Annotated in this window: 17 protein-coding genes and 1 pseudogene; 5 read left to right on the forward strand and 13 right to left on the reverse strand. The window is 73.3% G+C overall.

Going from position 1 to position 19,667, the window contains the following annotated elements; translation table 11 throughout:
- Positions 1-74: 74 nt before the first annotated feature.
- A complete protein-coding gene (locus ACFVU9_RS14550) occupies positions 75-2,702 on the reverse strand; it encodes an ATP-binding protein (RefSeq protein WP_387593442.1) in 2,628 nt (875 codons plus the stop codon).
- Positions 2,703-2,961: 259 nt separating this feature from the next.
- Between ACFVU9_RS14550 and ACFVU9_RS14555 the strand changes: the two genes are divergently transcribed.
- The gene (locus tag ACFVU9_RS14555) at positions 2,962-4,122 is read left to right on the forward strand and encodes a competence protein CoiA (RefSeq protein ID WP_387593443.1); all 1,161 of its coding nucleotides are present in this window, start codon (positions 2,962-2,964) and stop codon (positions 4,120-4,122) included.
- Between the two features lie 35 nt (positions 4,123-4,157).
- Here ACFVU9_RS14555 and ACFVU9_RS14560 read toward each other — a convergent pair whose 3' ends face one another.
- The 5 genes from ACFVU9_RS14560 to ACFVU9_RS14580 all read right to left on the reverse strand — a co-directional run bounded on the left by ACFVU9_RS14560 (position 4,158) and on the right by ACFVU9_RS14580 (position 8,724).
- Positions 4,158-4,595 (reverse strand): cupin domain-containing protein, encoded by a 438-nt coding sequence (locus tag ACFVU9_RS14560; protein WP_380443996.1) that lies wholly within the window; start codon positions 4,593-4,595, stop codon positions 4,158-4,160.
- Positions 4,596-4,757: 162 nt separating this feature from the next.
- A complete protein-coding gene (locus ACFVU9_RS14565; protein WP_387593446.1) occupies positions 4,758-5,765 on the reverse strand; it encodes a TauD/TfdA family dioxygenase in 1,008 nt (335 codons plus the stop codon).
- Positions 5,766-5,806: 41 nt separating this feature from the next.
- Entirely contained in the window at positions 5,807-6,721 is a 915-nt protein-coding gene (locus tag ACFVU9_RS14570; protein ID WP_387593447.1) for a hypothetical protein, read from the reverse strand.
- Between the two features lie 353 nt (positions 6,722-7,074).
- Positions 7,075-7,440 carry a hypothetical protein gene (locus tag ACFVU9_RS14575; RefSeq protein WP_387593448.1) on the reverse strand — a complete coding sequence of 122 codons (366 nt, stop codon included), beginning with the start codon at positions 7,438-7,440 and terminating at the stop codon, positions 7,075-7,077.
- 351 nt (positions 7,441-7,791) lie between these two features.
- The gene (locus tag ACFVU9_RS14580; protein WP_387593450.1) at positions 7,792-8,724 is read right to left on the reverse strand and encodes a DMT family transporter; all 933 of its coding nucleotides are present in this window, start codon (positions 8,722-8,724) and stop codon (positions 7,792-7,794) included.
- Positions 8,725-8,804: 80 nt separating this feature from the next.
- Between ACFVU9_RS14580 and ACFVU9_RS14585 the strand changes: the two genes are divergently transcribed.
- Positions 8,805-9,737: a LysR family transcriptional regulator gene (locus ACFVU9_RS14585; RefSeq protein WP_380504776.1), complete on the forward strand. Its 933-nt coding sequence runs from the start codon at positions 8,805-8,807 to the stop codon at positions 9,735-9,737.
- A 220-nt stretch (positions 9,738-9,957) separates the two neighbouring features.
- On the opposite strand, the gene ACFVU9_RS14590 is transcribed toward ACFVU9_RS14585, so the two are convergent.
- The 4 genes from ACFVU9_RS14590 to ACFVU9_RS14605 form a co-directional block, all read right to left on the reverse strand.
- Positions 9,958-11,946: a hypothetical protein gene (locus tag ACFVU9_RS14590; RefSeq protein ID WP_387593452.1), complete on the reverse strand. Its 1,989-nt coding sequence runs from the start codon at positions 11,944-11,946 to the stop codon at positions 9,958-9,960.
- Positions 11,947-11,957: 11 nt separating this feature from the next.
- Complete coding sequence (locus ACFVU9_RS14595) at positions 11,958-12,815, reverse strand: carbohydrate ABC transporter permease (protein ID WP_387593454.1); 858 nt, start codon at positions 12,813-12,815, stop codon at positions 11,958-11,960.
- Complete coding sequence (locus tag ACFVU9_RS14600) at positions 12,812-13,753, reverse strand: carbohydrate ABC transporter permease (RefSeq protein ID WP_387593456.1); 942 nt, start codon at positions 13,751-13,753, stop codon at positions 12,812-12,814. Before ACFVU9_RS14600 ends, ACFVU9_RS14595 begins: the two co-directional genes overlap by 4 nt.
- A gap of 78 nt (positions 13,754-13,831) precedes the next feature.
- Entirely contained in the window at positions 13,832-15,157 is a 1,326-nt protein-coding gene (locus tag ACFVU9_RS14605) for an ABC transporter substrate-binding protein (protein ID WP_387593458.1), read from the reverse strand.
- A gap of 103 nt (positions 15,158-15,260) precedes the next feature.
- On the opposite strand from ACFVU9_RS14605, the gene ACFVU9_RS14610 reads away from it, so the two are divergent.
- Positions 15,261-16,535: an ROK family protein gene (locus ACFVU9_RS14610; RefSeq protein ID WP_387593460.1), complete on the forward strand. Its 1,275-nt coding sequence runs from the start codon at positions 15,261-15,263 to the stop codon at positions 16,533-16,535.
- Positions 16,536-16,542: 7 nt separating this feature from the next.
- Here the strand turns inward: ACFVU9_RS14610 and ACFVU9_RS14615 are convergent, their stop codons facing one another.
- Positions 16,543-17,445: an alpha/beta hydrolase gene (locus ACFVU9_RS14615; protein ID WP_387593462.1), complete on the reverse strand. Its 903-nt coding sequence runs from the start codon at positions 17,443-17,445 to the stop codon at positions 16,543-16,545.
- A gap of 43 nt (positions 17,446-17,488) precedes the next feature.
- Here ACFVU9_RS14615 and ACFVU9_RS14620 point away from each other — a divergent pair, with 43 nt between their 5' ends.
- On the forward strand, positions 17,489-17,965 hold the full coding sequence (locus tag ACFVU9_RS14620) for a MarR family winged helix-turn-helix transcriptional regulator (RefSeq protein ID WP_387593464.1): 477 nt from the start codon (positions 17,489-17,491) through the stop codon (positions 17,963-17,965).
- Between the two features lie 260 nt (positions 17,966-18,225).
- A pseudogene (locus ACFVU9_RS14625) lies at positions 18,226-18,600 on the forward strand (SRPBCC domain-containing protein); the annotation flags it as partial.
- 123 nt (positions 18,601-18,723) lie between these two features.
- On the opposite strand, the gene ACFVU9_RS14630 reads toward ACFVU9_RS14625, so the two are convergent.
- Together ACFVU9_RS14630 and ACFVU9_RS14635 are read right to left on the reverse strand one after the other, a co-directional pair.
- Positions 18,724-19,122: an Imm50 family immunity protein gene (locus ACFVU9_RS14630; RefSeq protein ID WP_387593466.1), complete on the reverse strand. Its 399-nt coding sequence runs from the start codon at positions 19,120-19,122 to the stop codon at positions 18,724-18,726.
- Positions 19,115-19,630: an Imm50 family immunity protein gene (locus tag ACFVU9_RS14635; protein WP_387593468.1), complete on the reverse strand. Its 516-nt coding sequence runs from the start codon at positions 19,628-19,630 to the stop codon at positions 19,115-19,117. Before ACFVU9_RS14635 ends, ACFVU9_RS14630 begins: the two co-directional genes overlap by 8 nt.
- Positions 19,631-19,667: the final 37 nt, after the last annotated feature.

Below are 19,667 nucleotides of genomic sequence, written 5' to 3' on the forward strand. Positions count from 1 at the left end.
CCTTGACGCGGACGGCAGCCGTCTTGACGCGGCCTTGGCGCCACCGGTCAGGGCTGGTGGCGGTACCCGATGACCTAACCGGGGCTTGCCGCGACGGCCCGGCGGAGGCCGAAGACGAAGGTCGTGCCGCCGCCGGGGGTGCTCTCGACGGTCAGCTCGCCGCCCATCGCCTCGGTGAAGCCCTTCGCCACGGTCAGTCCGAGGCCGACGCCGGCGACCCGCCCGCCGGCGCCGCGGCGGCTGCGGTGGAACGGCTCGAAGAGGTGCTCGCGTTGCCGGTCGCCGATGCCGGGGCCGTGGTCGACCACCCGCACGTCCACCCGGTCCGCCACGGCGCCCGCGTCCACCCGTACCGGGGCGCCGGACGGTGACCAGGTCTGGGCGTTGGCCAGGACGTTCGCCAGCGCCCGCTCCAGCAGGCCGGCGTCGGCCTCCACCGGCGGCAGGCCCTCCGGGAGGTCGAGGACCACCGGGGCACCCGCGAGCGGGAGGCTGCCGACCGCGGCGACCAGGACGTCCGCCACGTCGGTCGGCCAGAGGGTCACCGGCACCCGACCGGCCTGCAGGCGGCTCAGGTCGAGCAGGTTGGCGACCATGCGGTTCAACCGGTCCGCCTCGGCGTCGATGATCGCCGAGAAGCGGCGGACGTCCTCCGGCGGCCAGTCGACGTCGTCGGAGCACAGGCTCGACGCCGACGCCTTGATCCCCGCCAGCGGCTCACGCAGGTCGTGGGCCACGGCCTCCAGCAGGGTGGTGTGCAGGGCGTCGGTGCGGGCGATCGCCTGTGCCGACGCCGCTTGCGCGGTCACCCGCTGCAGCTCCCGGAGCAGGCGCAGCTGGGTCACGAAGGGGCCGAGCAGCCGGGTGTTCTCCTCGCTCAGGGTCGGGCCGGCCAGCACCAGGACGGTGTCCGGGTCCAGCTCGGCCGCGAACGCCGCGTCCTGCGGCCGGCCCGGCAGCGGCCCGCCGGCGGCCGCGTCCGGGCGCCAGCCCGTGCCGTCGCGCGCCAGGATGCCCGCCGCGAACAGGCCGAACGCCAGCCGCAGCCCCTCCAGCAGCTCGGGTAGCGCGCGTTCCCCGTCCTGCACCGACTCCCCCGCCAACCGGGCGAGCGCCTGCGCCTCCGCGCGGGCGCGGGTCGCCTGCTGGGAGCGGCGGGCCAGCCCGTCGATCAGGTGGCTGATGATCCCGGCGACCACCAGGAACACCGCCAGGACCCCGGCATCCGCCGCCCGCTCGACCACGAGGCTGTGCCAGGGCGTCGTGAAGAACCAGTCCGCCGCCAGCGCCGAGGCCACGGTGGTGGCCGCGGCCGGTGCGAGCCCTCCCAGACGGGCGACCCCGGCCACCACCAGCAGCAGGCACAGCAGCGCACCGGACGGGCCGAGCGAGACCCGGAGCGGCGACAGCACGCTCGCCACCACCACCGCACCGAGCGGTCCGAGCAGCCAGCCGAACCGGCGCCGCCGCGCGGTGACGAAGGCAGGCCGCCGTGGCCGCGGCCCGCGCGGCAGCGCCAGCAGATCCGGCCCGGGCGGCGGCAGCACCCGGACGTCGATCGGCCCGGCCAGCCGGATCACCCGGTTGATCACCGAACCGCTGACCAGCTCCCGCAGCCGCGAGCGGCTGGTCGGCCCGAGCAGGATCTGGGTGGCGCTCTCCGTCCGGGCGAAGTCGACCAGGGCTCCCGCCACGTCGTCGCCGGTGATCTCGACATAGGTTCCGTGCAGCTCGCGCAGCAGCACCCGTTGGCCCGCCAGGGCGGGCGGCTCCCGCTGGAGGGTCCCGTCGTCCGCGCGGACGTGCACGCCGATCAGGACACCGTGCACCCGGGTGGCCGTCCGCGCGCCCCGCCGGATCAGGTGCTCGCCCTGCGGCGCACCGTTCAGGGCCACCACGATGCGCTCCTTGGTCTCCCACGGCGCCCGGATGCCGTGCCGGGCCCGGTAGTCGGCGAGCTCCTCCTCCACCCGGTCGGCCAGCCAGAGCAGGGCCAGCTCCCGCAGCGCGCCGAGGTTCCCGGCCCGGAAGTAGTTGTCCAGCGCCACGTCGACCTGGTCGGCCGCGTAGACGTCGCCCTGCGCCATCCGGGTGCGCAGTGCCTCGGGGCTGAGGTCCACCAGCTCGATCCGGTCGGCGGCCCGGACGACCTCGTCCGGGATCTTCTCCCGCTGGACGATGCCGGTGATCTGCTCGACCACGTCGTTCAGGCTCTCCAGGTGCTGGATGTTCAGGGTCGTCGCCACGTCGATCCCGGCGTCCAGGAGATCCTGCACGTCCTGCCAGCGCTTGGGATTGCGGCTGCCCGGGACGTTCGTGTGCGCCAGCTCGTCCACCAGCGCGAGCGCGGGCCGGCGGGCGAGCAGGGCGTCGAGGTCGAGCTCGGTCAGCTCGATCCCCCGGTACGGCACGCGCCGGCGCGGGACCACCGGCAGGTCGGCCAGTTGCTCCTCCGTCCCCCGGCGGCCGTAGGTCTCGACGAGGCCGACCACCACGTCCAGCCCGCCGTCGCGCAGCCGGCGGCCCTCGGCGAGCATGGCGTAGGTCTTCCCGACCCCCGGTGCCGCTCCCAGGTACACCCGCAGCTTCCCGGTCACCGCCGAACCCACCGCCGCCGAACCCACCGCCGAACTCACCGCCACCGCCGAACCCACCGCCGCCGAACTCACCGCCTCACCGGCCGAGCACCTCCGCAGCTCCATGGTCCCCCGGTGTGGGCGCAGCGCGCGGCCGCAGCGGCGGACGGACGAACGGGAGGTGCGGGCGTAGAGGCCGGCCCGGGCTTTTGAAAGTGGGCTTCCGGTCCTCCCCTGCTGTGTCCGAGCCGGAACCCACCGGTCTCGCCGCCTGGCACAATCGTGCGATCACGAAGGCGCGGTCATGAACGCCCGGCGGGCCGGGAAGGACTGACGCCGGGGCGGCAGCACGGGGGCACGGGCTGCAGGGAGAGGGGAGGGCTCCGTGGCGTTCACCGCGGTGCACGGAGATCGGGGCCGACTGGACGCGACGCGGGACGACCTCGGCTGCGGGTGGGCGTGGACCGCGGTCCACCGCGCGAGACCGCGCGTGCCGCTCGCGTGCCCGGAGTGCGGACACGGCCTCCACGCGAAGGTCTCGCCGACCGGGCTGCGGTTCTTCGCCCACGACCGCGGAGCACCCACCTGCGCGCTGGCACAGGAGAGCATGGAGCACCACCTCGTGAAGCTGCAGCTCGCACACGCCGCACGGGCCGCCGGCTGGTACGCCGACCTCGAAGTCCGCGCCCCGGACGGCACGTGGCGGGCGGACGTCATGGCCTCCTCCCCCGACGGCGCCCACCGCATGGCGTGGGAGGCGCAGCTCTCCCCGATCACCCGCGACGAGGTCCGCGAGCGCACCGACCGGTACGCCGCCGACGGCATCGATGCCTGCTGGGTGACGCTGTCCGCCCGAACGTGGGTCGGCGCCGTCCCGTCCATCGTCGTCTCGACGCCCCGGCCCGGCTCCGCCGACCAGTGGACCGCTGGCACCGGACTGAGCCGGTTCACCGTCACCCCGTGCCGGAAGAAGTGCCGATGCCCGCACGGCCACGGCGAATGGAAGACCGTCACCGCCCCGCTGGACGACTTCGTCGCCTGGGTCCTCGGCCGCCGCGTCATCCCCCACCGGGTGCCCGCCGGCGAGGACGACCACCGGGTGCTGTGGACCGCGCCGCGCTACGTCGAGCAGGCGGCCGCGCACTCCGACGCCGACCAGCGCCACCGGACCAAGCGCAAGGAACGAGACCAGCAGCGCCGGCGCGAACGGCACGCCGGCCAGGTGGTGGGGAAGGACTGGCGGACCGCCATGCCACTCGGACGCAGATGGCGGCTGGAAGCCGCAGCGGCCCGATGGACGGAGAAGGACAGCGGACGACCCGCCCGGCTCGCCCACGAACAGATCACCGACGACCGCTGGGCGGGCGGCCTGCCCATCCACGTCTCCGGCCACCCCTACGCCGTGCTGCTCCCCTCGGCCGGCCACGCCGACTGGAGCGCGCTCGCCGGCCTGGTCATCCTCACCGTCGGCGACGCGGAGCGCCGACGGACCGTCGAACACGCACCCGCCCTCACCCGCGTGGTCGACCTGGCGGCCTGGCACTGACGTCCGAGGGCGCCGGGCGGGTGGTCGGTGCGAGGTCAGTCCGGCGCGCCGGGCAGCAGCACCAGGCTCTCGACGTCGTGCGGGTCGGTGCGCGCGGCCAGGACGACGACCTCCTGGGTCCGACTGCGGTTGATCGGCTGGTGGGGCACGCTGGGCGGGATGTAGACGAAGTCGCCCGGACCTGCGACGGTGACCTCCGCCAGCCGCTCGCCGTGCCGGACTTCGATCTCCCCGCTGACGACGTAGATCGCGGTCTCGTGGTCCGCGTGGAGGTGCGCCTGCTCCGTCGTCAGCGGCGGAATCACCAGGCGGCTCAGGCAGAGCCCGCGCGAGCCCACGCGTTCCCGGGTGATGCCGCGTTCCGCACGGCCCCCCTGCGGGGCCGTCACCGCCGCCGGGGTCGGCAGGACCACGAGTGCATCGCTGGTCCGCTGCTCGACGGGTGACGCGGGCAGGGAATCGATGGTTGTCATGAACCCTCCAGCATTTGTTCCGAAGCCGCGACGCTACGAGGCCGTCGAGGCCGCCGAGCGGAGATCACCCACCGGTGACCGGATCACGATCACGGCTGACCGATCTCGGCGCCTTGACAGCCTGCGAGGCCGCCGGTCGGCGAAAACCCCTTGCGCCCCCGGTCAGCGGGTGAGTACGTGGCCGTCGTGGGGGCGGTGGTCGCGGGAGCGCCGCAAGTCGGTGGTGACGTAGGTCCGTTGCAGCCAGCGGTCCGCTCCGTCGTAGCGAGGCCGGAAGGCGGTGCGGCCGTGGACGGTGACGCGGTTGTCGATGACGACCAGGTCGCCGGGTGTCAGGCGCAGGGTGCGGGCGCTCGCCTCGCAGGCGCGCCCGAATTCGGCCAGCGCCGCGGCGGCCCGAGGGGTGAGCGGGGTGGTGACGAGTTGGGCCATGCGGATGTCGGGGTCCTCGGCGGCTCCGGACAGCACCGGTCGGGGTTCGGCATCGGGCGCGCCCCCGGCGGTGTCGGGGCCGAAGGAGGGTGGTGGCGTGGTGATGAACTCCGGTGCGAACAGGGCCTGGCGGCCGGCCGGGGTGAGCAGCGGCAGCGCCTCGCGGAGGCCGGCGACGCGCATGCCGGCGATCCGGTCGTGGTCGGCGCGCAGGCACAGGAAGACCACGTAGTCGGGCGGGTGGGGGTGGAAGCCGTTCTCGGTGTGGAAGGACAGCGGCACCGAACCGGCGTTTCCGTGGAAGGTCTCCTGTCCGGGCACGGGCACGACGTCCTGCACGAGGGCGCCGGACTTCTCGGCCAGGTAGGCGAGCGGCTCGCCGAGCCCGCAGGCCACCATGGTGAGCACCGCGGCCGGCACGGTCGCCCGGCGCTGGACCGAGCCGGGTACGGCCGGCGTCGTCGGCAGGGCCGCCTGGTCGACGGGCAGGCCGCCGATCACCAAGGTGCCCTGCGGGCCGGAGTGCCTTCGGAACCGGCGCACCGCGCGGCGCAGTGGTAGCGGGAGGTCCTCCCAGGCGTCCCGGGCCCGTTCCAGCCACTCGGGGCTGTCGACCTGGTCGTTCCCGCTGATGCACAAGGTGCGGGCCAGCCGCTCGCACGTACCGGCATCGGCCGGATCCAGCTCCCAGTCGGCCGCCGCAGCGGGTTGGACGGTGCCGGGCGTCGTCTCGGGCATCAGGGTCTCCTGCCGGGGGTGTGGGAGGCGGACGCGCGGACTCAGGAGTGGCGCAGGTCGGCCACGGCGTCGGCGATGTAGTGGTCACCGAACCGGATCAGGGGGGCGTACTGGGCCGCGCGGCGATGGCGCATGAGCCGTAGTTCGGCGACGGCGTTGTCGGGGCCTTCGGGCCGCTGAGCGATGGAGCGCCGCAGATGGACCATCGAGTACGCGAGGGTGACGTGCCGTTCGGCGTCGACGATGTCCGCCTCCAGGAGGGCGCCCCGCGCCTCGGCCAGCTCGGGGGCACGGGCCGCGAGCTGCTCGTAGGAGTCGGGCACCAGCGCGAGCAGGTCCTTCATCGCCGCCCGGAACAGCTTGTAGCCGCGGTGCTGGCGCCCGCTCAACGGGACGTCCGTCGACGGAGGCGCCATGGTCCGGCGTATCGCCGCCATGTAGTAGTCGGCCGGGATCGTACTCGCGTGGTTCATGGCCGCCGGGAAGCCGCGCACGTACACCGTCGCATCCGCGAGGCGCAGCAGCGCGCCATCGCCGTCGCCGTCCCGCAGTTGCCGGGCGGCATCGGCCACGGCGACCGCGGCGCAGACGTTGAACAGGACGTGGACCTGGTGCCCGATGAGCCACCGGGCGCTCCACGCGCTCTCCAACGACGGCCCCGCACCGGGCTCGGGAGCGGCGATCGGCGGGACGGATTCGGGGTCGTCGCCCGGTGCTGCGCCGGTGAGGTCGAGCACCGACTGCCGCATGCCCGCGAGCTCCAGCGCCAGGTCGGCTCCCGACAGCGGGGCGTCGCACAGGTCTTCCAGGCCGCGGTGGACGACCAGGGTGCCGTGCAGGGCGGCCTGCTGATCCGACAGCTCGACCTCGCGGACCCGGAAGTACGACTGACTGGTCGACTCCGCCGGGAGGTCCTCTCCGGCCGGCGCCGGGCCCAGGGCCGACAGCGCGGCCACCAACTCACCTGCAGCCGCGGTGGCCTGCCGTAGCGCGAGGGCCCGCTCGACAGGCCGGCCGTGGGTCGCCACCCCGGCCAGCACGCGCGCGGTCCGCCCCGCCTCGGCGTCAACTCGCGGGCCCAGTACCGGGACTGGCCGTCCGGCTCGGGGTTCGCGGAAGACGGCGACAGCGGGATGCCCGGCGACCGGTGATAAGCCCATGGTTGAAGTACTTTGCCAGGAACACGCCACCCGAAACCCCGACCGGCAGAGCGCGGCCGGCGGCATCCGGCGCGCCTGCGGCTCATCCGAGGCGGCCCCTGACCGCCCTGCCGCCGGAGTCGTCGGTTCCATGAACCCCGCCCTACGAGTCAGGTCTCGTGCCACCAAACGGTCAACCGCCGGCGCCACCAGGGGAGGCTCGGCGACCGATGGTGAGTCAACCATGAGGACGCGTACGGATCCGGCAGGGTACGACGCTCGAACTCCGCGTCGAGCCTGGCCACGATCCGGCTCAGTTCACGGCGTGCGGCCGACGGCAGTGCATCGAGCATGGCTTGCAGATCGTCCCGGCTCCCGAACACGTCGTGGCACTCGCAATCCTCCAGCACCACGTAGAGCCATCGGCCAGGCCGGCGCAGGAATTGCTCGTACCGGCCGAGCGCATCGCTCAGGAAGCCGGGCCGGAACCTTTGGGCCTCAAGGCGCTTGACCGCGCCCTGGGCGCCTCGTCGCAAGCCTCGAACCTGACTGAACTCTCGGGACCGGGCCCGGATCCACCGCGTCTGGGCGCGCACGGCGCCGGGCGACTTACGCGGCATCGCCCCTTCGGATCGACGTCATGGCCGCCACCCTGCCACGCCACGGGCAGACCGGCCACCGAATTTCCTCCGGAACGGATGCCCTACCGGAGCTCGATCACGGCAACGAGCCACGGATCCACGGGCTTTCGTGCCCGGCCGCGCACCGGCCCCCGCTTCGTGGCCTGGGAGTCGGGTGCCCGCGCCGGGCACTGACCGGCTCCGTGGTGCCGTCCGGGTAGTGGTCGATGAGCCGGTACGGGGTCCCGGTGGTGTCGAACGGGGTGATCAGGCGCTGACAGGTGTCGTCGCCCGGCACGCCGGGTCCTCCTTCACGGTTTGCGCTGCGGCGCGGTGGGTGCGTTCGATGGCCTGTCCCCAGTAGGTCCCGGCGATCATCAGCACGGCGCCGAGGGCGGCCCAGAGGGTGAGCCGTTCGCCGCCGAGGCCGAACCCGATGGCGACGGCCCAGATCGGTTCGGTTCCCAGCAGCAGGCTCGCCCGGCTGGCGGAGGTGCGCTGCACGGCCTGCGTCTGGGCGAGGAAGGCGAACACGCTGCAGAACAGGGCGAGGTAGACCAGCTGGGTCCAGGTGGTGACACTGCCGTGGGCCAGGTCGGGCAGGTGGCCGAGGGCGGCCGGCAGGAACAGGGCCGAACCGACGACGGTCTGGACGCTCGTCAGGCGGAGCGGGTCCACGGGCCGACCGGCGGTCAGCCGTCCGACGAGCGCGACGTGCCCGGCCCGGACGACCGCGGCGGCGAGCATCAGGGCGTCCCCGAGTCGCGGCACGTGCAGCCCGGTGCTGGAGCTCAGCAGCCCGACGGCCAGGACGCACAGGCCGGCGGCGAGGAAGAACGTCGCGGGCAGGCGGCGGCCCGCGCTGCGGTCCATCAGCGGGGTGAGCACGATGGTCAGGCTGATGATCAGTCCGGCATTGGCGGCGCTGGTGTGCGCCACCCCGTAGGTCTCCAGCACGAGGACGGTCGCCTGGGTGACGCCCAGGACGGACCCGGTGCGCACCTCGTCGCGGGTGAAGCGCCGCCCCCGGCGGCCGAAGGCGACCAGGGCTCCGCACGCGAGCGCGGAGACCGCGTACCGGGCGAACAGCACCACCAGGACCGGGAGCGCGGCGGTGGCCGTCTTGGCCGCCAGATAGCTGGAGCCCCAGACGAGTGCGACGAGGAGGAGTACCGCATCGGTGCGGCGGGCAATGGGCATGCCCCTACGCTGCCCGACCAGGGAATTGAAGGCCACCACCAACTTCTTCAACGAACCTGTAGCAGCCCTACACTGTCGGCGTGGATGAGAGACAGCTGCGGGTCCTGCGGGAACTGGGAGAGCTGGGGAGCGTCACCGCGGTCGCCGAGGCGCTGCACGTGACGCCGTCGGCCATCTCGCAACAGCTGAGGCTGCTGCAGCGTTCGATCCCCGTCCCGCTCACCGAACGCGCCGGGCGCCGGGTGGTGCTGACGGACGCCGGGCGGGCCCTGGCGGTGGCGGCCATCGAGGTGGAGAGCGCTCTGGCCAGGGCACGCCACACCGTCACCGACTTCGTGGAACAGCCGGACGGCGAGGTCTCGGTGGCGGCGTTCCACAGCGCCGGGTCGGCGTTCTTCCCGCTCCTGCTACGCGGCCTCGCCGGTGCCGGTCACCCTCGTCTGGCGCTGTCCGACGAGGACGTCGCCCAGGACCGCTTCCCCGCCCTCACCCGTGACCACGACCTCGTGCTCGCTCACCGCCTCGACCACGCCCCGCCCTGGCCGCGCACCGTGATCGCCCACACCTTGCTGCGCGAGCCCCTCGACGTCGCCCTGCCGGCCGGCCACCCGCTGGCCTCCCGGCCGCGGCTCTCACCGCAGGACGTGGCCGACCAGCCGTGGATCACGGTCCACGACGGCTTCCCGCTGATGGCCACCATCGAGGCCATCGCCAGCGTCGCGAACCGCCGGCTCGACATCGTTCACCGCATCAACGAATTCGCCGTGGTCGCCGAGGTGGTGGCCGCCGGCGGCGGGCTGGCCCTGATGCCGCGCTGGACCGCCCGCCCGCACCCCGACGTCGTTCTCCGGCCGCTGAGCGGAGTCCAGGCCCGACGGCACGTCGACGTGCTCCACCGGCCCGAGCGCACCGCGCGCAAGGCCGTCCGGACGGTCCTCGCCGAGCTGCACCGGGCCGCCGATACGATCCGGGCCACGAGGCCACGGCTCCCTGACGGTACAGGTGATCAGTGATCCTCAATGTTCATGTCGACGGTCGATGGCGCTACGGCGAGACCCCGGAGAAGAAGTCCCCAGTGATCGACACGGTCGAGGAACCGGAAATCGACTGGGCCAGCATCCGCTGATTCCCTGCGCAACCGCTCCAGCGACCATCGGCGGCACCACTCGAGCAGGACGCGGGTCGCGGTGCGCCGGGCGAAACCGGGCACCGGGCGGACGCCGCAGGAGCCGCCTACCGGCGCGCCCGCGCCGACACCGCCGAACGCCGGCTTCGGGGCCACTCGACCAGAAGCCAGCCGCGGTGCGGCAGCGGTACGTCGAACTCGACGAGGCCGCCGGTCACGACCCCCGGGACGGGCTCCGGGGCCGCCAACGGGCGGAGCAGCGTCGCCTCCGCTCCTGCGGGGGTGCCGGGCAGGTGGATGCGGACGTGGGCCGGGTCGGCGCTGCCGTTGGCCACGGCGAGGCGCAGGCCGTCGGGGGTGCGGGAAAGGTGGGGGATCAGGTGGGGGCCGCCGGTCACCAGCGGCAGGGCCGGGTCCTCGCCCTCCAGGTACCGGAGCATCTCGTGCAACAGCTGCTGCCCGTCGTCGTCGTACGGCAGCAGGTCCACCGCCGTCGCGGCCAAGACGCAGATCCGACCGCCGAGTTCATTGGTGTGGACGCACCGGCCCGGGCCCCACACCCGTAGGTCCGGGGTCAGGATCTCCGTCCAGGTCTCGGTGTCCGCCGCGGGCCGGAGCCGGGCGAGTGCGGGCTGGCCGTTGACGCTCAGGAACACGTCGCCGCGGCGCTCCAGCGCGTACGGGCCCGGCGCGGACGCCGAGTCCCTCCCCACCACCTCCTCGACCGTCACGCCGAGCGGCTTCCCTAGCCCCCGCTCGTCGAGGATGCGCGCCGCCGTGCCGTCCAGCAGCAGTCCCCCGCCGAGCATCCGCCGGAGCTCCGCGTCGCCGTACGCCCACGCCACCTGCCCGAACAGCACCCGCACCGGCGCGTCCCCGGCCGTCACCGGGACGCCGTACCGCAGCAGGAAGTCCGCCCCCGGGCCGGGGTCGACGGCCAGGTCGACGAGGTCCCCGCCGCGGACGGTCCGCACGTGGGCGGCCGCGTCCTGCCGCACCGGCAGCGCCACACCGGCGGTGTCCCCCTTCGACGCCACGCGGTCGAGCGCCGGCCGCGACCTGCGCAGCAGCTCGGCCACGCGCGGGAAGCGCCCGGCCCGGCCGGACTGCATCGGGTGAACGTTGAGGAACAGGGCGTCCGAGCCCGCGAGTTGGGCGACGACGAGCTCGGACCACGTCTGGGTGTCGGACTTCGACCACGCGGTGTGCGGCCAGTTCTCGACCTCCGGTTCGCTGCGCACGTGTGCGGGCCGCAGTGCCCGCTGCACCTCCAGCATCCAGACGGAGAAGCTCAGTTCGCGCCCCGGCGCGTCGGAGTAGCGGGCGAAGTGCGGCCGGTGGGAGACGCGTCCGTCGATGGCGAGCGCGTCGAACAGGGCCGGCCAGTCGCGTCCCTCGACGGAGTGGACTCCGGGCTCGGAGCTCATCAGCCCGAGCTGCGTCCGCCCTTCCGACCGTTCGGCGACGGCCTTCGCGATCGCCTCGGCCACTTCCAACTGTGCTTCTCGCCAGACCCGTTGGAGCTGCACACGCCAGGGGTGGGGATCGCCGGGGGCCGTCACCGCGGCGACGGCCTGCTCCCGGGTCACCGTCTCCCCCACCGCCTCCGCCAGCCGGTCGAGCATCAGCGGCTCGAATCCGCCACCCCACCCCAGCGGCGCGTGGTTGTGGTAGCGGAAGTCGTCCTCCAGCCACAGCACCCGGGGCGCGAGCTCGGCGAACCGCCCGTAGTGGGCGGTGAGCCACGAGCGGAAGCGCGGGCACGCGAAGGAGGCCTGGGCGGTGGCGACCGTCCCGGTCGGGCCGACCATCGGGGCGAAGCCCAGCCGGTCGACGCGCCCACGGTCGGCGTGCCCCGCCGTCACCCAGGGGTTGAGGCTGACGTCGAGCCCGGCCGCCCGGAGCGCCTCCGAGGCGCTCCGGGCGGTTTCGAACAGCCGGTCCTCGGCGGCTCCGGACGGGTGCCCGGCGTGGAACTCCTCGGCCCCGAGCAGCAGGACGACCTCGTCGACCCCCGACTCCCGGCAGAATCGGACCAGTTCGGCGATGTCGGACGCAGCGTGGAGCTGGAACCGCAGGTGGTACCTGGCGGGCACGGCGGGCCTCCTCACTTGGTGCTGCCGGCGGTGAGGCCGGCGCGCCAGAATCGCTGCAGGGACAGGAACAGGACGACCAGCGGGATCGCCGACACCATGGCCGCCGTGACGACGACGTTGAGCGGCGGCGCCCCGGGCCCGATCGCCCGCTGGGACTGCCACCCGACGACGCCGACGGTGACCGGCTGGAGGTGGTCGTCGGCCAGCATCAGCACGGGGAGCAGGTAGTTGGTCCAGATGGCGACGAACTGGAACAGGAACACCGTCACGAGCGCGGGCGACATCACGCGCAGCGCGATGGTGGCGAAGATCCGCAGTTCGCCGGCGCCGTCGATCCGCCCGGCCTCGATGAGCTCGTCCGGTACGGACGCGGCGGCGTAGATGCGCGCGAGGTAGACCCCGAACGGGCTGACCATGCTGGGCAGCAGCACCGCCCAGTAGCTGTTGACCAGGTGCAGTCGGGAGAACAGCAGGTACAGCGGCACGGCCAGCAGCGGCTGCGGGACGAGCACGGCGGCGAGCACGCCGTTGAACGTCAACTCCCGCCCGCGGAAGTGGTATTTGGCCAGCGCGTACCCCGCCATGGCGGAGATCAGCGTGCTGACGCCCGCGCCGCCGACGGCGTAGAGGGCGCTGTTGCCGAGCCACTCCCAGTAGATGCCGCCCTGCCGGGTGAACACCTGGTCCAGGTTGTCGAGGAGCGCGAAGTCGCCGAACCAGAAGCCGTTTCCGGAGAACAGCCCGCTGCTGGTCTTCGTCGAGGCGACGAGCAACCACCACACCGGCGCGAGGAAGTACACCGAGGCGAGGAGCAGCGCGCCCAACACGATCCAGCGGGAGGCGGGTTGACGCCCGGAGGTGGTGTTCACTGCGCGACCCCCCGGCGCTGGACGAGCTTGAGGAAGCCGAAGGAGAGCACGAACGCGAGCACCGCGAGGACGACGGACTCGGTGGCCGCGAGGTTGAAGTTGTCGGCGTCCACGGCGTTGTAGGCGGCGTAGATGGGCGTGTAGGTGCTGCTCAGGTTCGGTGCCACGGTGTGCAGGATCGCCGGCTCGTTGTAGAGCTGGGCGGTGCCGATGATGGAGAACACCGTGGTCAGCACGAGCGCCGGCCGGATCATCGGCACCTTGATGCGCCACGCGACGCCGAGGGCCGAGCAGCCGTCCATCAGGGCGGCCTCGCCGATCTCCGGCGGGATGGACTGGAGGGCGGAGTAGAGGATCAGCATGTTGTAGCCGGTCCAGCCCCACGTGAGCATGTTGCCGATGGTGGGGCCCAGCATGCCGTCGGACGTCAGATCGAGGTGCAGGCCGAGGTGGTCGCCCGCGGCGGTGATCGGGCTGAGCCCGGGGGCCACCAGGTAGGACCACATGATCGCGCCGACCACCCCCGGCAGCGCGTACGGCAGGAAGAAGGCCAGCCGGAAGAACCGCTTGAAGGGGGTCGACCCGGCGTCCAGGAGCAGCGCGAGCGCCAGGGCCAGCAGCAGCATCACCGGCACCTGCACGATGCCGATCAGCAGCACCCGCAGCAGCGAGCCGCGGAACGCCGGATCGCCCAGCGCCGTCGCGTAGTTGCCGAGGCCGGCGAACACCTGGGTGGGGGCGGTGAGGCCGAGCCCGGAGCGGTGCATCCGGAAGAGGCTCTGGTGGACGGTGTAGCCGATGGGCGCGAGGTAGAGGGCGGTGAACAGCAGCAGGAAGGGGGCCAGGAACAGCGCCGCCGTCCGGCCGTGGCGACGGGGGCCTCCGGAGCCCCGCAGGGACTTCCGCACTGCTGTCCGCCCGGCGTGGACGGTCTTCATGGGCGTGCTGCCTCCTCGGGGAGTGACCATGGCGGGCCCGCGCCCGTGGGGGTGGCGCGGGGCCGGGTCGACGGGTGGTCAGCCGCCGGCGACGGCGAGGCCCTGCTGCTTCAGGCCAGCCACCGTCTTGCCCTGCACGTCCGCGAGCACGCCCGGCAGGGTCGCGCCGCCGGTGCCCGCCCTGCCGAGCCCGTCGCCGAGGTCGGTGGAGGTCTGGGTCATGGTGGGCCCCCACTGCCAGTCGGTGGCGATGTGCGCGCTCGCGGCCCGGAACACGTCGAAGATCACCTGTCCGCCGAAGAACGGATCGGGCTTGCCGAGCGCGGGGTTGGCGAGCCCGGAGGTCGCGGCCGGGTAGATGCCCGTGACCGTGATCAGGTCGCCCACGCTGCCGGGGTCGGTGCTCATCCAGGTGGCGAACTCGGCCGCCTCCTTGGGGTGGGCGCAGCCCTTGAGGACGGCGGTGGCCGAGCCGCCGTCGTTGCCGTAGGCGGGGTTGGCCGCGTCCCACACGGGCATCGGCGCCACCGCCCACTGACCGGCGCCGCTCTTGACGCTCGCCGCCAGCGTGGGGGCGTTCCACACCGCGTTGACGTCGGACAGGATCTTGCCGTCCGTCAGGTCCGCGTACAGCGACGGGTCGTAACTCGGGTCCGCCTTCAGGAGCTTCCGGTCGAGCAGGTCCTGCCAGTAGCCGGCCACCTTCTTGTTGGCGGCGCTGTCGAGGCTCACCTGCCACTGGTCGTTCCCGGTGCCGAACCACTTGGCGCCCGCCTGCCAGGCGAGACCGGCGTAGTTGTAGGCGTCGTTGCCGAAGTCGCCGAGGTAGACGGTCGGGTCGGCGGCGTGCACCTTGGCGGCGTCGGCCGCGTACTCGGCCCACGTGACCGGGGGCGTCGTGATGCCGTACCTGGCGAACAGGTCCTTGCGGTAGAACAGCGCCATCGGCGCGGTGTCGACGGGGATCCCGTAGGTCTGCCCGCCGATCGTCACCTGCTTCCACGTCCACTCGGCGAACTGCGACTTGGCGTCCCCGGTGTACCTGGAGATGTCGGTGAGGGCGCCCGCGGCGGCGAAGCTCGGCAGGGTCTCGTACCCGACCTGGGCCAGGCACGGCGCGTTGCCCGCCTTGGCCGCCGTGAGCATCTTCGTGTACCCGCCCTTGGAGCCGGACGCGGTCTTGCCGAACGTCACCCGCACGTTCGGGTGGGACGCGTTGAACTTCGCGACCGCCTGGTCGTAGCCCGGGGCCCAGCCCCAGAACTCCAGCTCGACCGTGCCGCCCGCGGCCGCCGATCCCGGCGCGCCGCCGGACGATCCGGAGGAGCAGCCGGCCAGCAGGGTCGACGCGGTGACGGCGGCCAGCGCGGCAACGAGCGTGGTGGTGACGGGACTTGGCTTCACGTGCGCCTCCTCGGTGAGGTACTGAGGGAACCTGGGCACTGCGAATTCGTTCGGTTATTGTTTGAACCAACTCGGGCCGAAGTCAAGGGAGAAGGAGCGAGCGATGGGATCCACACACGACGGCGACGGCGTCCGGAACCTGGCGATGGCCGGACCGGCCGTCGCCCGCGACCGCTCCTCCTCCCGCCGCGCCAACCTCGGGCTCGTGCTGCGCCTCCTGCGCGACGACGGCCCCCGCACCCGCACCCGGATCGCCGACGACACCGGCCTGCCGAAGGCGACGGTCTCCAACCTGACGGCCGAACTCCTGGAGGGCGGCCTCATCCGCGAGGGCGGGACCGAGCGCGACCGCACCACCGTCGGCCGCCCGGGCCAGAGCGTCGAGATCGACGGCACCGGCGTCCACGGCATCGGCGCCGAGATCGACGTCGACTACGTGAGCCTCCTCGCCGTCAATCTCAAGGGCGAGGTCACCGCCGAGAAACGCGTCCCCTTCGACGTCCGCGCCGCGGGCCCCGACGCCGTCCTCGACACCACCGCCCGGCTGATCGCGCGCGGCGCCGACCGCCTGCGCCGCGCCGGCGGCCGCGTCGTCGGCGTCACCCTCGCCACCCCGGGCACCGTCGACCTCGCCACCGGCACCGTCACGTACGCCTCCAACATCGGCTGGAGCGGCGTCCGGGCGCTCGACGGCCTGCGCCGGCGCCTCGGCCCGACCGCCCCCGAACTGCACCTGGAGAACGACGCCAAGCTCGGCGCCCTCGCCGAGTACGTCCCGGCCTCCGCCGCCGGCGTCCGCGACCTCGTGCACGTCACCGGCCAGACCGGCGTCGGCGTCGGCATCATCGCCGGCGGCCAGCTCCTGCGCGGCACCGGCGGCTACGCGGGCGAGGTCGGCCACCTGCGGCTGGTCCCCTCCGAGCAGCCCTGCGCCTGCGGCCGGCGCGGCTGCTGGGAGACGGCCGTCGGCCGCGACGCCCTCCTGCGCCACGCCGCCGACCCCGGCGACATGGTGTGGGACCCGATGATCGACGTCGAGCGCCGCCTCACCGAACTGCGCGCCCGCGCCCGGGCCGGGGACCCCCGCACGCTCGACGCCCTCCACCGCATCGCCGACGCCCTGGCCCCCGGGATCGCCCTCCTCGTCGACATCCTCAACCCCCGGCTCGTCGTCCTCGGCGGCCATTTCGCCTTCTTCGGCGAACACCTCCTCCCCGGCGTCACCGAGCAGGTCCACGACCTCGTGATGGCCCCGAACGCCGGCGGCTGCGAGATCGTCCTCTCCCGCACCGGCCTGACCGCCACGACCCGCGGCGCCGCGCTACTCGCGCTCGACGCGGTCTACCGCGACCCGACGCGGGTGATGAGCACAGAATGACGGTCGGTCAGCCCGTTGCGCGCAAGCGCTGGGTGAGGAAGAGTGCCGCGCGGTCCAGTGCCTCGTCCGCCTCGTCCAGGACCCCGACGAAGGCCTGGAACACGTGCGGCGCGTCGGCGGTGACGTCCAGGACGACGTCCACGCCGGCCGCCGCGGCGCGCGCGGCCAGGCGCGTGGAGTCGTCCAGCAGGAGCTCGTTGGCGCCCACCTGGACGAGCATCGGCGGGAAGCCCGTCAGGTCGGCGCAGACGGCCGGGCTGAGCAGCGGCTGGTGCGGGTCGGCCCCGGCGAGGTACAGGGCACCGGTGCGGTCGAGGTCCGCGCGGGTGAAGATCGGGTCGGCGTCCTCCTTGGTGGCCATGCTGTCGCCGGTACGGGTCGCGTCGACGCCCGGCGACAGCGCCAGGACGGCGGCGGGCAGCGGCAGGCCCGCGTCCCGGGCGGCGAGGCAGGCGGTGACGGCGAGTCCGCCGCCCGCGGAGTCGCCGGCGAACACGATCGACGACGGGTCCTCGCCGCGGTCGAGGAGGTCCCGGTAGGCGCTCAGCGTGTCCTCGATCGCGGCCGGGAACGGGTGCTCCGGGGCGAGCCGGTAGTCCAGCGAGTACGCGCCGACGCCGGTCCTGGCCACGAGGTTGCCGGTCAGCGACAGCGCCGTCCGGGGCGAGCCGTACACCCAGCCGCCGCCGTGGAAGTACAGGATCGTCCCGGCACGTGGCGCACCGTCCGGCTCGACCCTGAGGGCGGGCCGGCCGCCGAGCGCCGTCTCCGTGGTGCGGATGGTGCCGGGCACGATCATCCCGGCCATCAGCGCCTCGAATCCGGCCCGGACCTCCTCGACCGTCCGGGGACTCTCCGGACGCGGCTGCCGCAGCATCGCGTCGATCCGCGCACGCTGTTCCCTGCTCATGATGGGGCTCCCCTCGAAAGTACCTGCCGCTACACTATATGCCATGGAATCTAAATCGAGGGATGAGCCGATGGAGCTCCCGGAGTTCTTCGCCGATCTGGTCCGGTGCGAGACGCGGCTCTACAACGCGCTCAACGACCGGCTCCGCGCCCGGCACGGCATCGTGACCTCGCAGTTCGAGTTCCTGCGGTACCTGCGCGACCACCCCGGAGCCCGCGTGGCGGACCTCGCCACCGGGTTCGCGGTCGGCATCGGGGCGACCAGCAAGGGCGTCGACCGCCTGGAGAAGCAGGGCTGGGTCGCCCGGCGACCGAACCCCTCCGACCGCCGCTCCTCGCTGCTCGCACTGACCGAGGACGGGGCGCAGCTCGTCGACGCGGCCGAGCGGACGTTCACGGCGGGGCTCGCCGAGCTGATCGGCGACACGCTCGACGACGCGTCGGTGACGGCCGCCGCGCAGGCGCTCGCGACGCTGCGCTCGGCGCTCGAACGCCGGCAGATCGGCATGCCCACGGGCTGACCCTGGTCACCCGGCAGGCCGTCGCCAAACACCTCGGCGTCCTCGGCCGGGTCGGGCTCGTCCACGACACGCCCTCCGGACGAGAGCGCCGCTACCAGGTCGACGAGGCCCAACTCGCCCGCGCCGTCGCCCAGCTGTCGTCGGTCGGTGCCGCCTGGGACGCCCGCCTGCAGCGCATCAAGCGGATCGCCGAGGCGATCCAGCGCAGCCAGGAGAGCTGAGCCCGCACGAGAACCGCACACGAGAGAGAGGTACCCGCCATGGCGGACATCCTGCACCGGATCGGTGTCACGACGTCCCCGGAGGCCGTCTTCACGGCCCTGACCACGGTCGACGGACTGGCGAGCTGGTGGACCGAGGACACCGACGGCGACGCCGGCCCCGGCGGCGTGGTCCGGTTCCGCTTCGGCCCCGGCGGCTTCGACATGAAGGTCCTGGAGACCGAGCCCGGCCGCCGGGTCCTCTGGGAGGTCATCGACGGCCCCGAGGAGTGGATCGGCACCCGCATCCGCTTCGACCTCAAGCGGGAGGACGACTACACCATCGTGCTGTTCCGGCACGAGGACTGGAGGGACCCGGTGGAGTTCATGTACCACTGCAGCACCAAGTGGGCGACGTTCCTGATGAGCCTCAAGGCCGAGCTCGAAACCGGCGCGGGCGCGCCCGCTCCGCGCGACGTCAGGATCAGCAACTGGCATGGAACGGCCGCGTCGTGCGGCGAGGGCCGAGGGGCATCCCCCTTCGGCCCTCGGCGCACGTCACTCGTACCGGCTCCAGAGCCGTCCGACCGGCGGCTCGGCGCGGATCTCGGCCGCCGCGAAGGACACGTGCTTGCCCCGCCCGCAGAGCACGACCCGCCTGCCCGTGAGCGTGGCGCGGGTCGTGGGCCAGCCCGACCACGCGTCCACCTCGAAGTCCGTCACGCCGAGGCACACCAGCACGAACTCCACCGCGTTGTGGCCGCGCTCCCGCCACAGGTCCGCGGCACCGGCCGGGACGGCGAACGCGGAGAACCGCAACGTGACGGACGCGCCGCGCTCGTCGACGAGGACGGAGTCCAGGCCGTAGTCGCTCAGCAGGGGCGGCGGTGCGCCGAGGACCTCGCGGATCGTCCCGGGGTTCGCCAACTCCGCCGACCAGTCGTGGCCGTCACCCATAGAACACCTTCGCGGTCGTGGGCGGCAGCACGCTGCCGTACAGGCGTCGATCGACCGGGCTCACGAACCACCGCTTCGCCGCGTACGGTTCGGCGCCGCCGGAGCAGTACGCGTTGAGGTGCCCCGCCTTGAGCGCGGCGTGCGCGGTGAAGTCCAGCGAGAACCCCGGCCCGCGCACCCCGACCGTGATCCGGCGCTCCCGGTCCCGCAGGTAGCGGCTCAGCTCGACGTCGACCACGGTGCCGCCGGGCAGGCCCCGCATCCGCAGGTCCTCCTCCACCGCCGTGAACTCGACCTGCGCCTCGAACCGGTCGCAGCCCGCGTCCGTCCACTCCTGCGGAGCGAGGTCGGGAAAGCACGGGAGCTCGACCCGCAGGGTCACCCCGGCGCCGCGCGGATTCAGCTGCACCGACCGGAGCACCAGGCCCTCCAGGGGCGGCAGTCCGGTGTACAGCGCGATCAACTGCTCGGAGCCGAACAGCAGCTCCGGCCATGCGTCGGCCGACATGGGTCCGCCCCTCCGGATGCCTCGTTCACCGTCTTGA

This window comes from Kitasatospora sp. NPDC057936, assembly GCF_042887525.1.
GTDB lineage: Bacteria > Actinomycetota > Actinomycetes > Streptomycetales > Streptomycetaceae > Kitasatospora.

What these genes read in the sequence shown, in the direction of transcription:
- ACFVU9_RS14550 (WP_387593442.1), bottom strand. Translation starts at nt 2,702, where the DNA reads ATGGAGCTGCGGAGGTGCTCGGCCGGTGAGGCGGTGAGTTCGGCGGCG.
- ACFVU9_RS14560 (WP_380443996.1), bottom strand. Translation starts at nt 4,595, where the DNA reads ATGACAACCATCGATTCCCTGCCCGCGTCACCCGTCGAGCAGCGGACC.
- ACFVU9_RS14565 (WP_387593446.1), bottom strand. Translation starts at nt 5,765, where the DNA reads ATGCCCGAGACGACGCCCGGCACCGTCCAACCCGCTGCGGCGGCCGAC.
- ACFVU9_RS14580 (WP_387593450.1), bottom strand. Translation starts at nt 8,724, where the DNA reads ATGCCCATTGCCCGCCGCACCGATGCGGTACTCCTCCTCGTCGCACTC.
- ACFVU9_RS14600 (WP_387593456.1), bottom strand. Translation starts at nt 13,753, where the DNA reads ATGAAGACCGTCCACGCCGGGCGGACAGCAGTGCGGAAGTCCCTGCGG.
- ACFVU9_RS14610 (WP_387593460.1), top strand. Translation starts at nt 15,261, where the DNA reads ATGGGATCCACACACGACGGCGACGGCGTCCGGAACCTGGCGATGGCC.
- ACFVU9_RS14615 (WP_387593462.1), bottom strand. Translation starts at nt 17,445, where the DNA reads ATGAGCAGGGAACAGCGTGCGCGGATCGACGCGATGCTGCGGCAGCCG.
- ACFVU9_RS14620 (WP_387593464.1), top strand. Translation starts at nt 17,489, where the DNA reads ATGGAATCTAAATCGAGGGATGAGCCGATGGAGCTCCCGGAGTTCTTC.
- ACFVU9_RS14630 (WP_387593466.1), bottom strand. Translation starts at nt 19,122, where the DNA reads ATGGGTGACGGCCACGACTGGTCGGCGGAGTTGGCGAACCCCGGGACG.
- ACFVU9_RS14635 (WP_387593468.1), bottom strand. Translation starts at nt 19,630, where the DNA reads ATGTCGGCCGACGCATGGCCGGAGCTGCTGTTCGGCTCCGAGCAGTTG.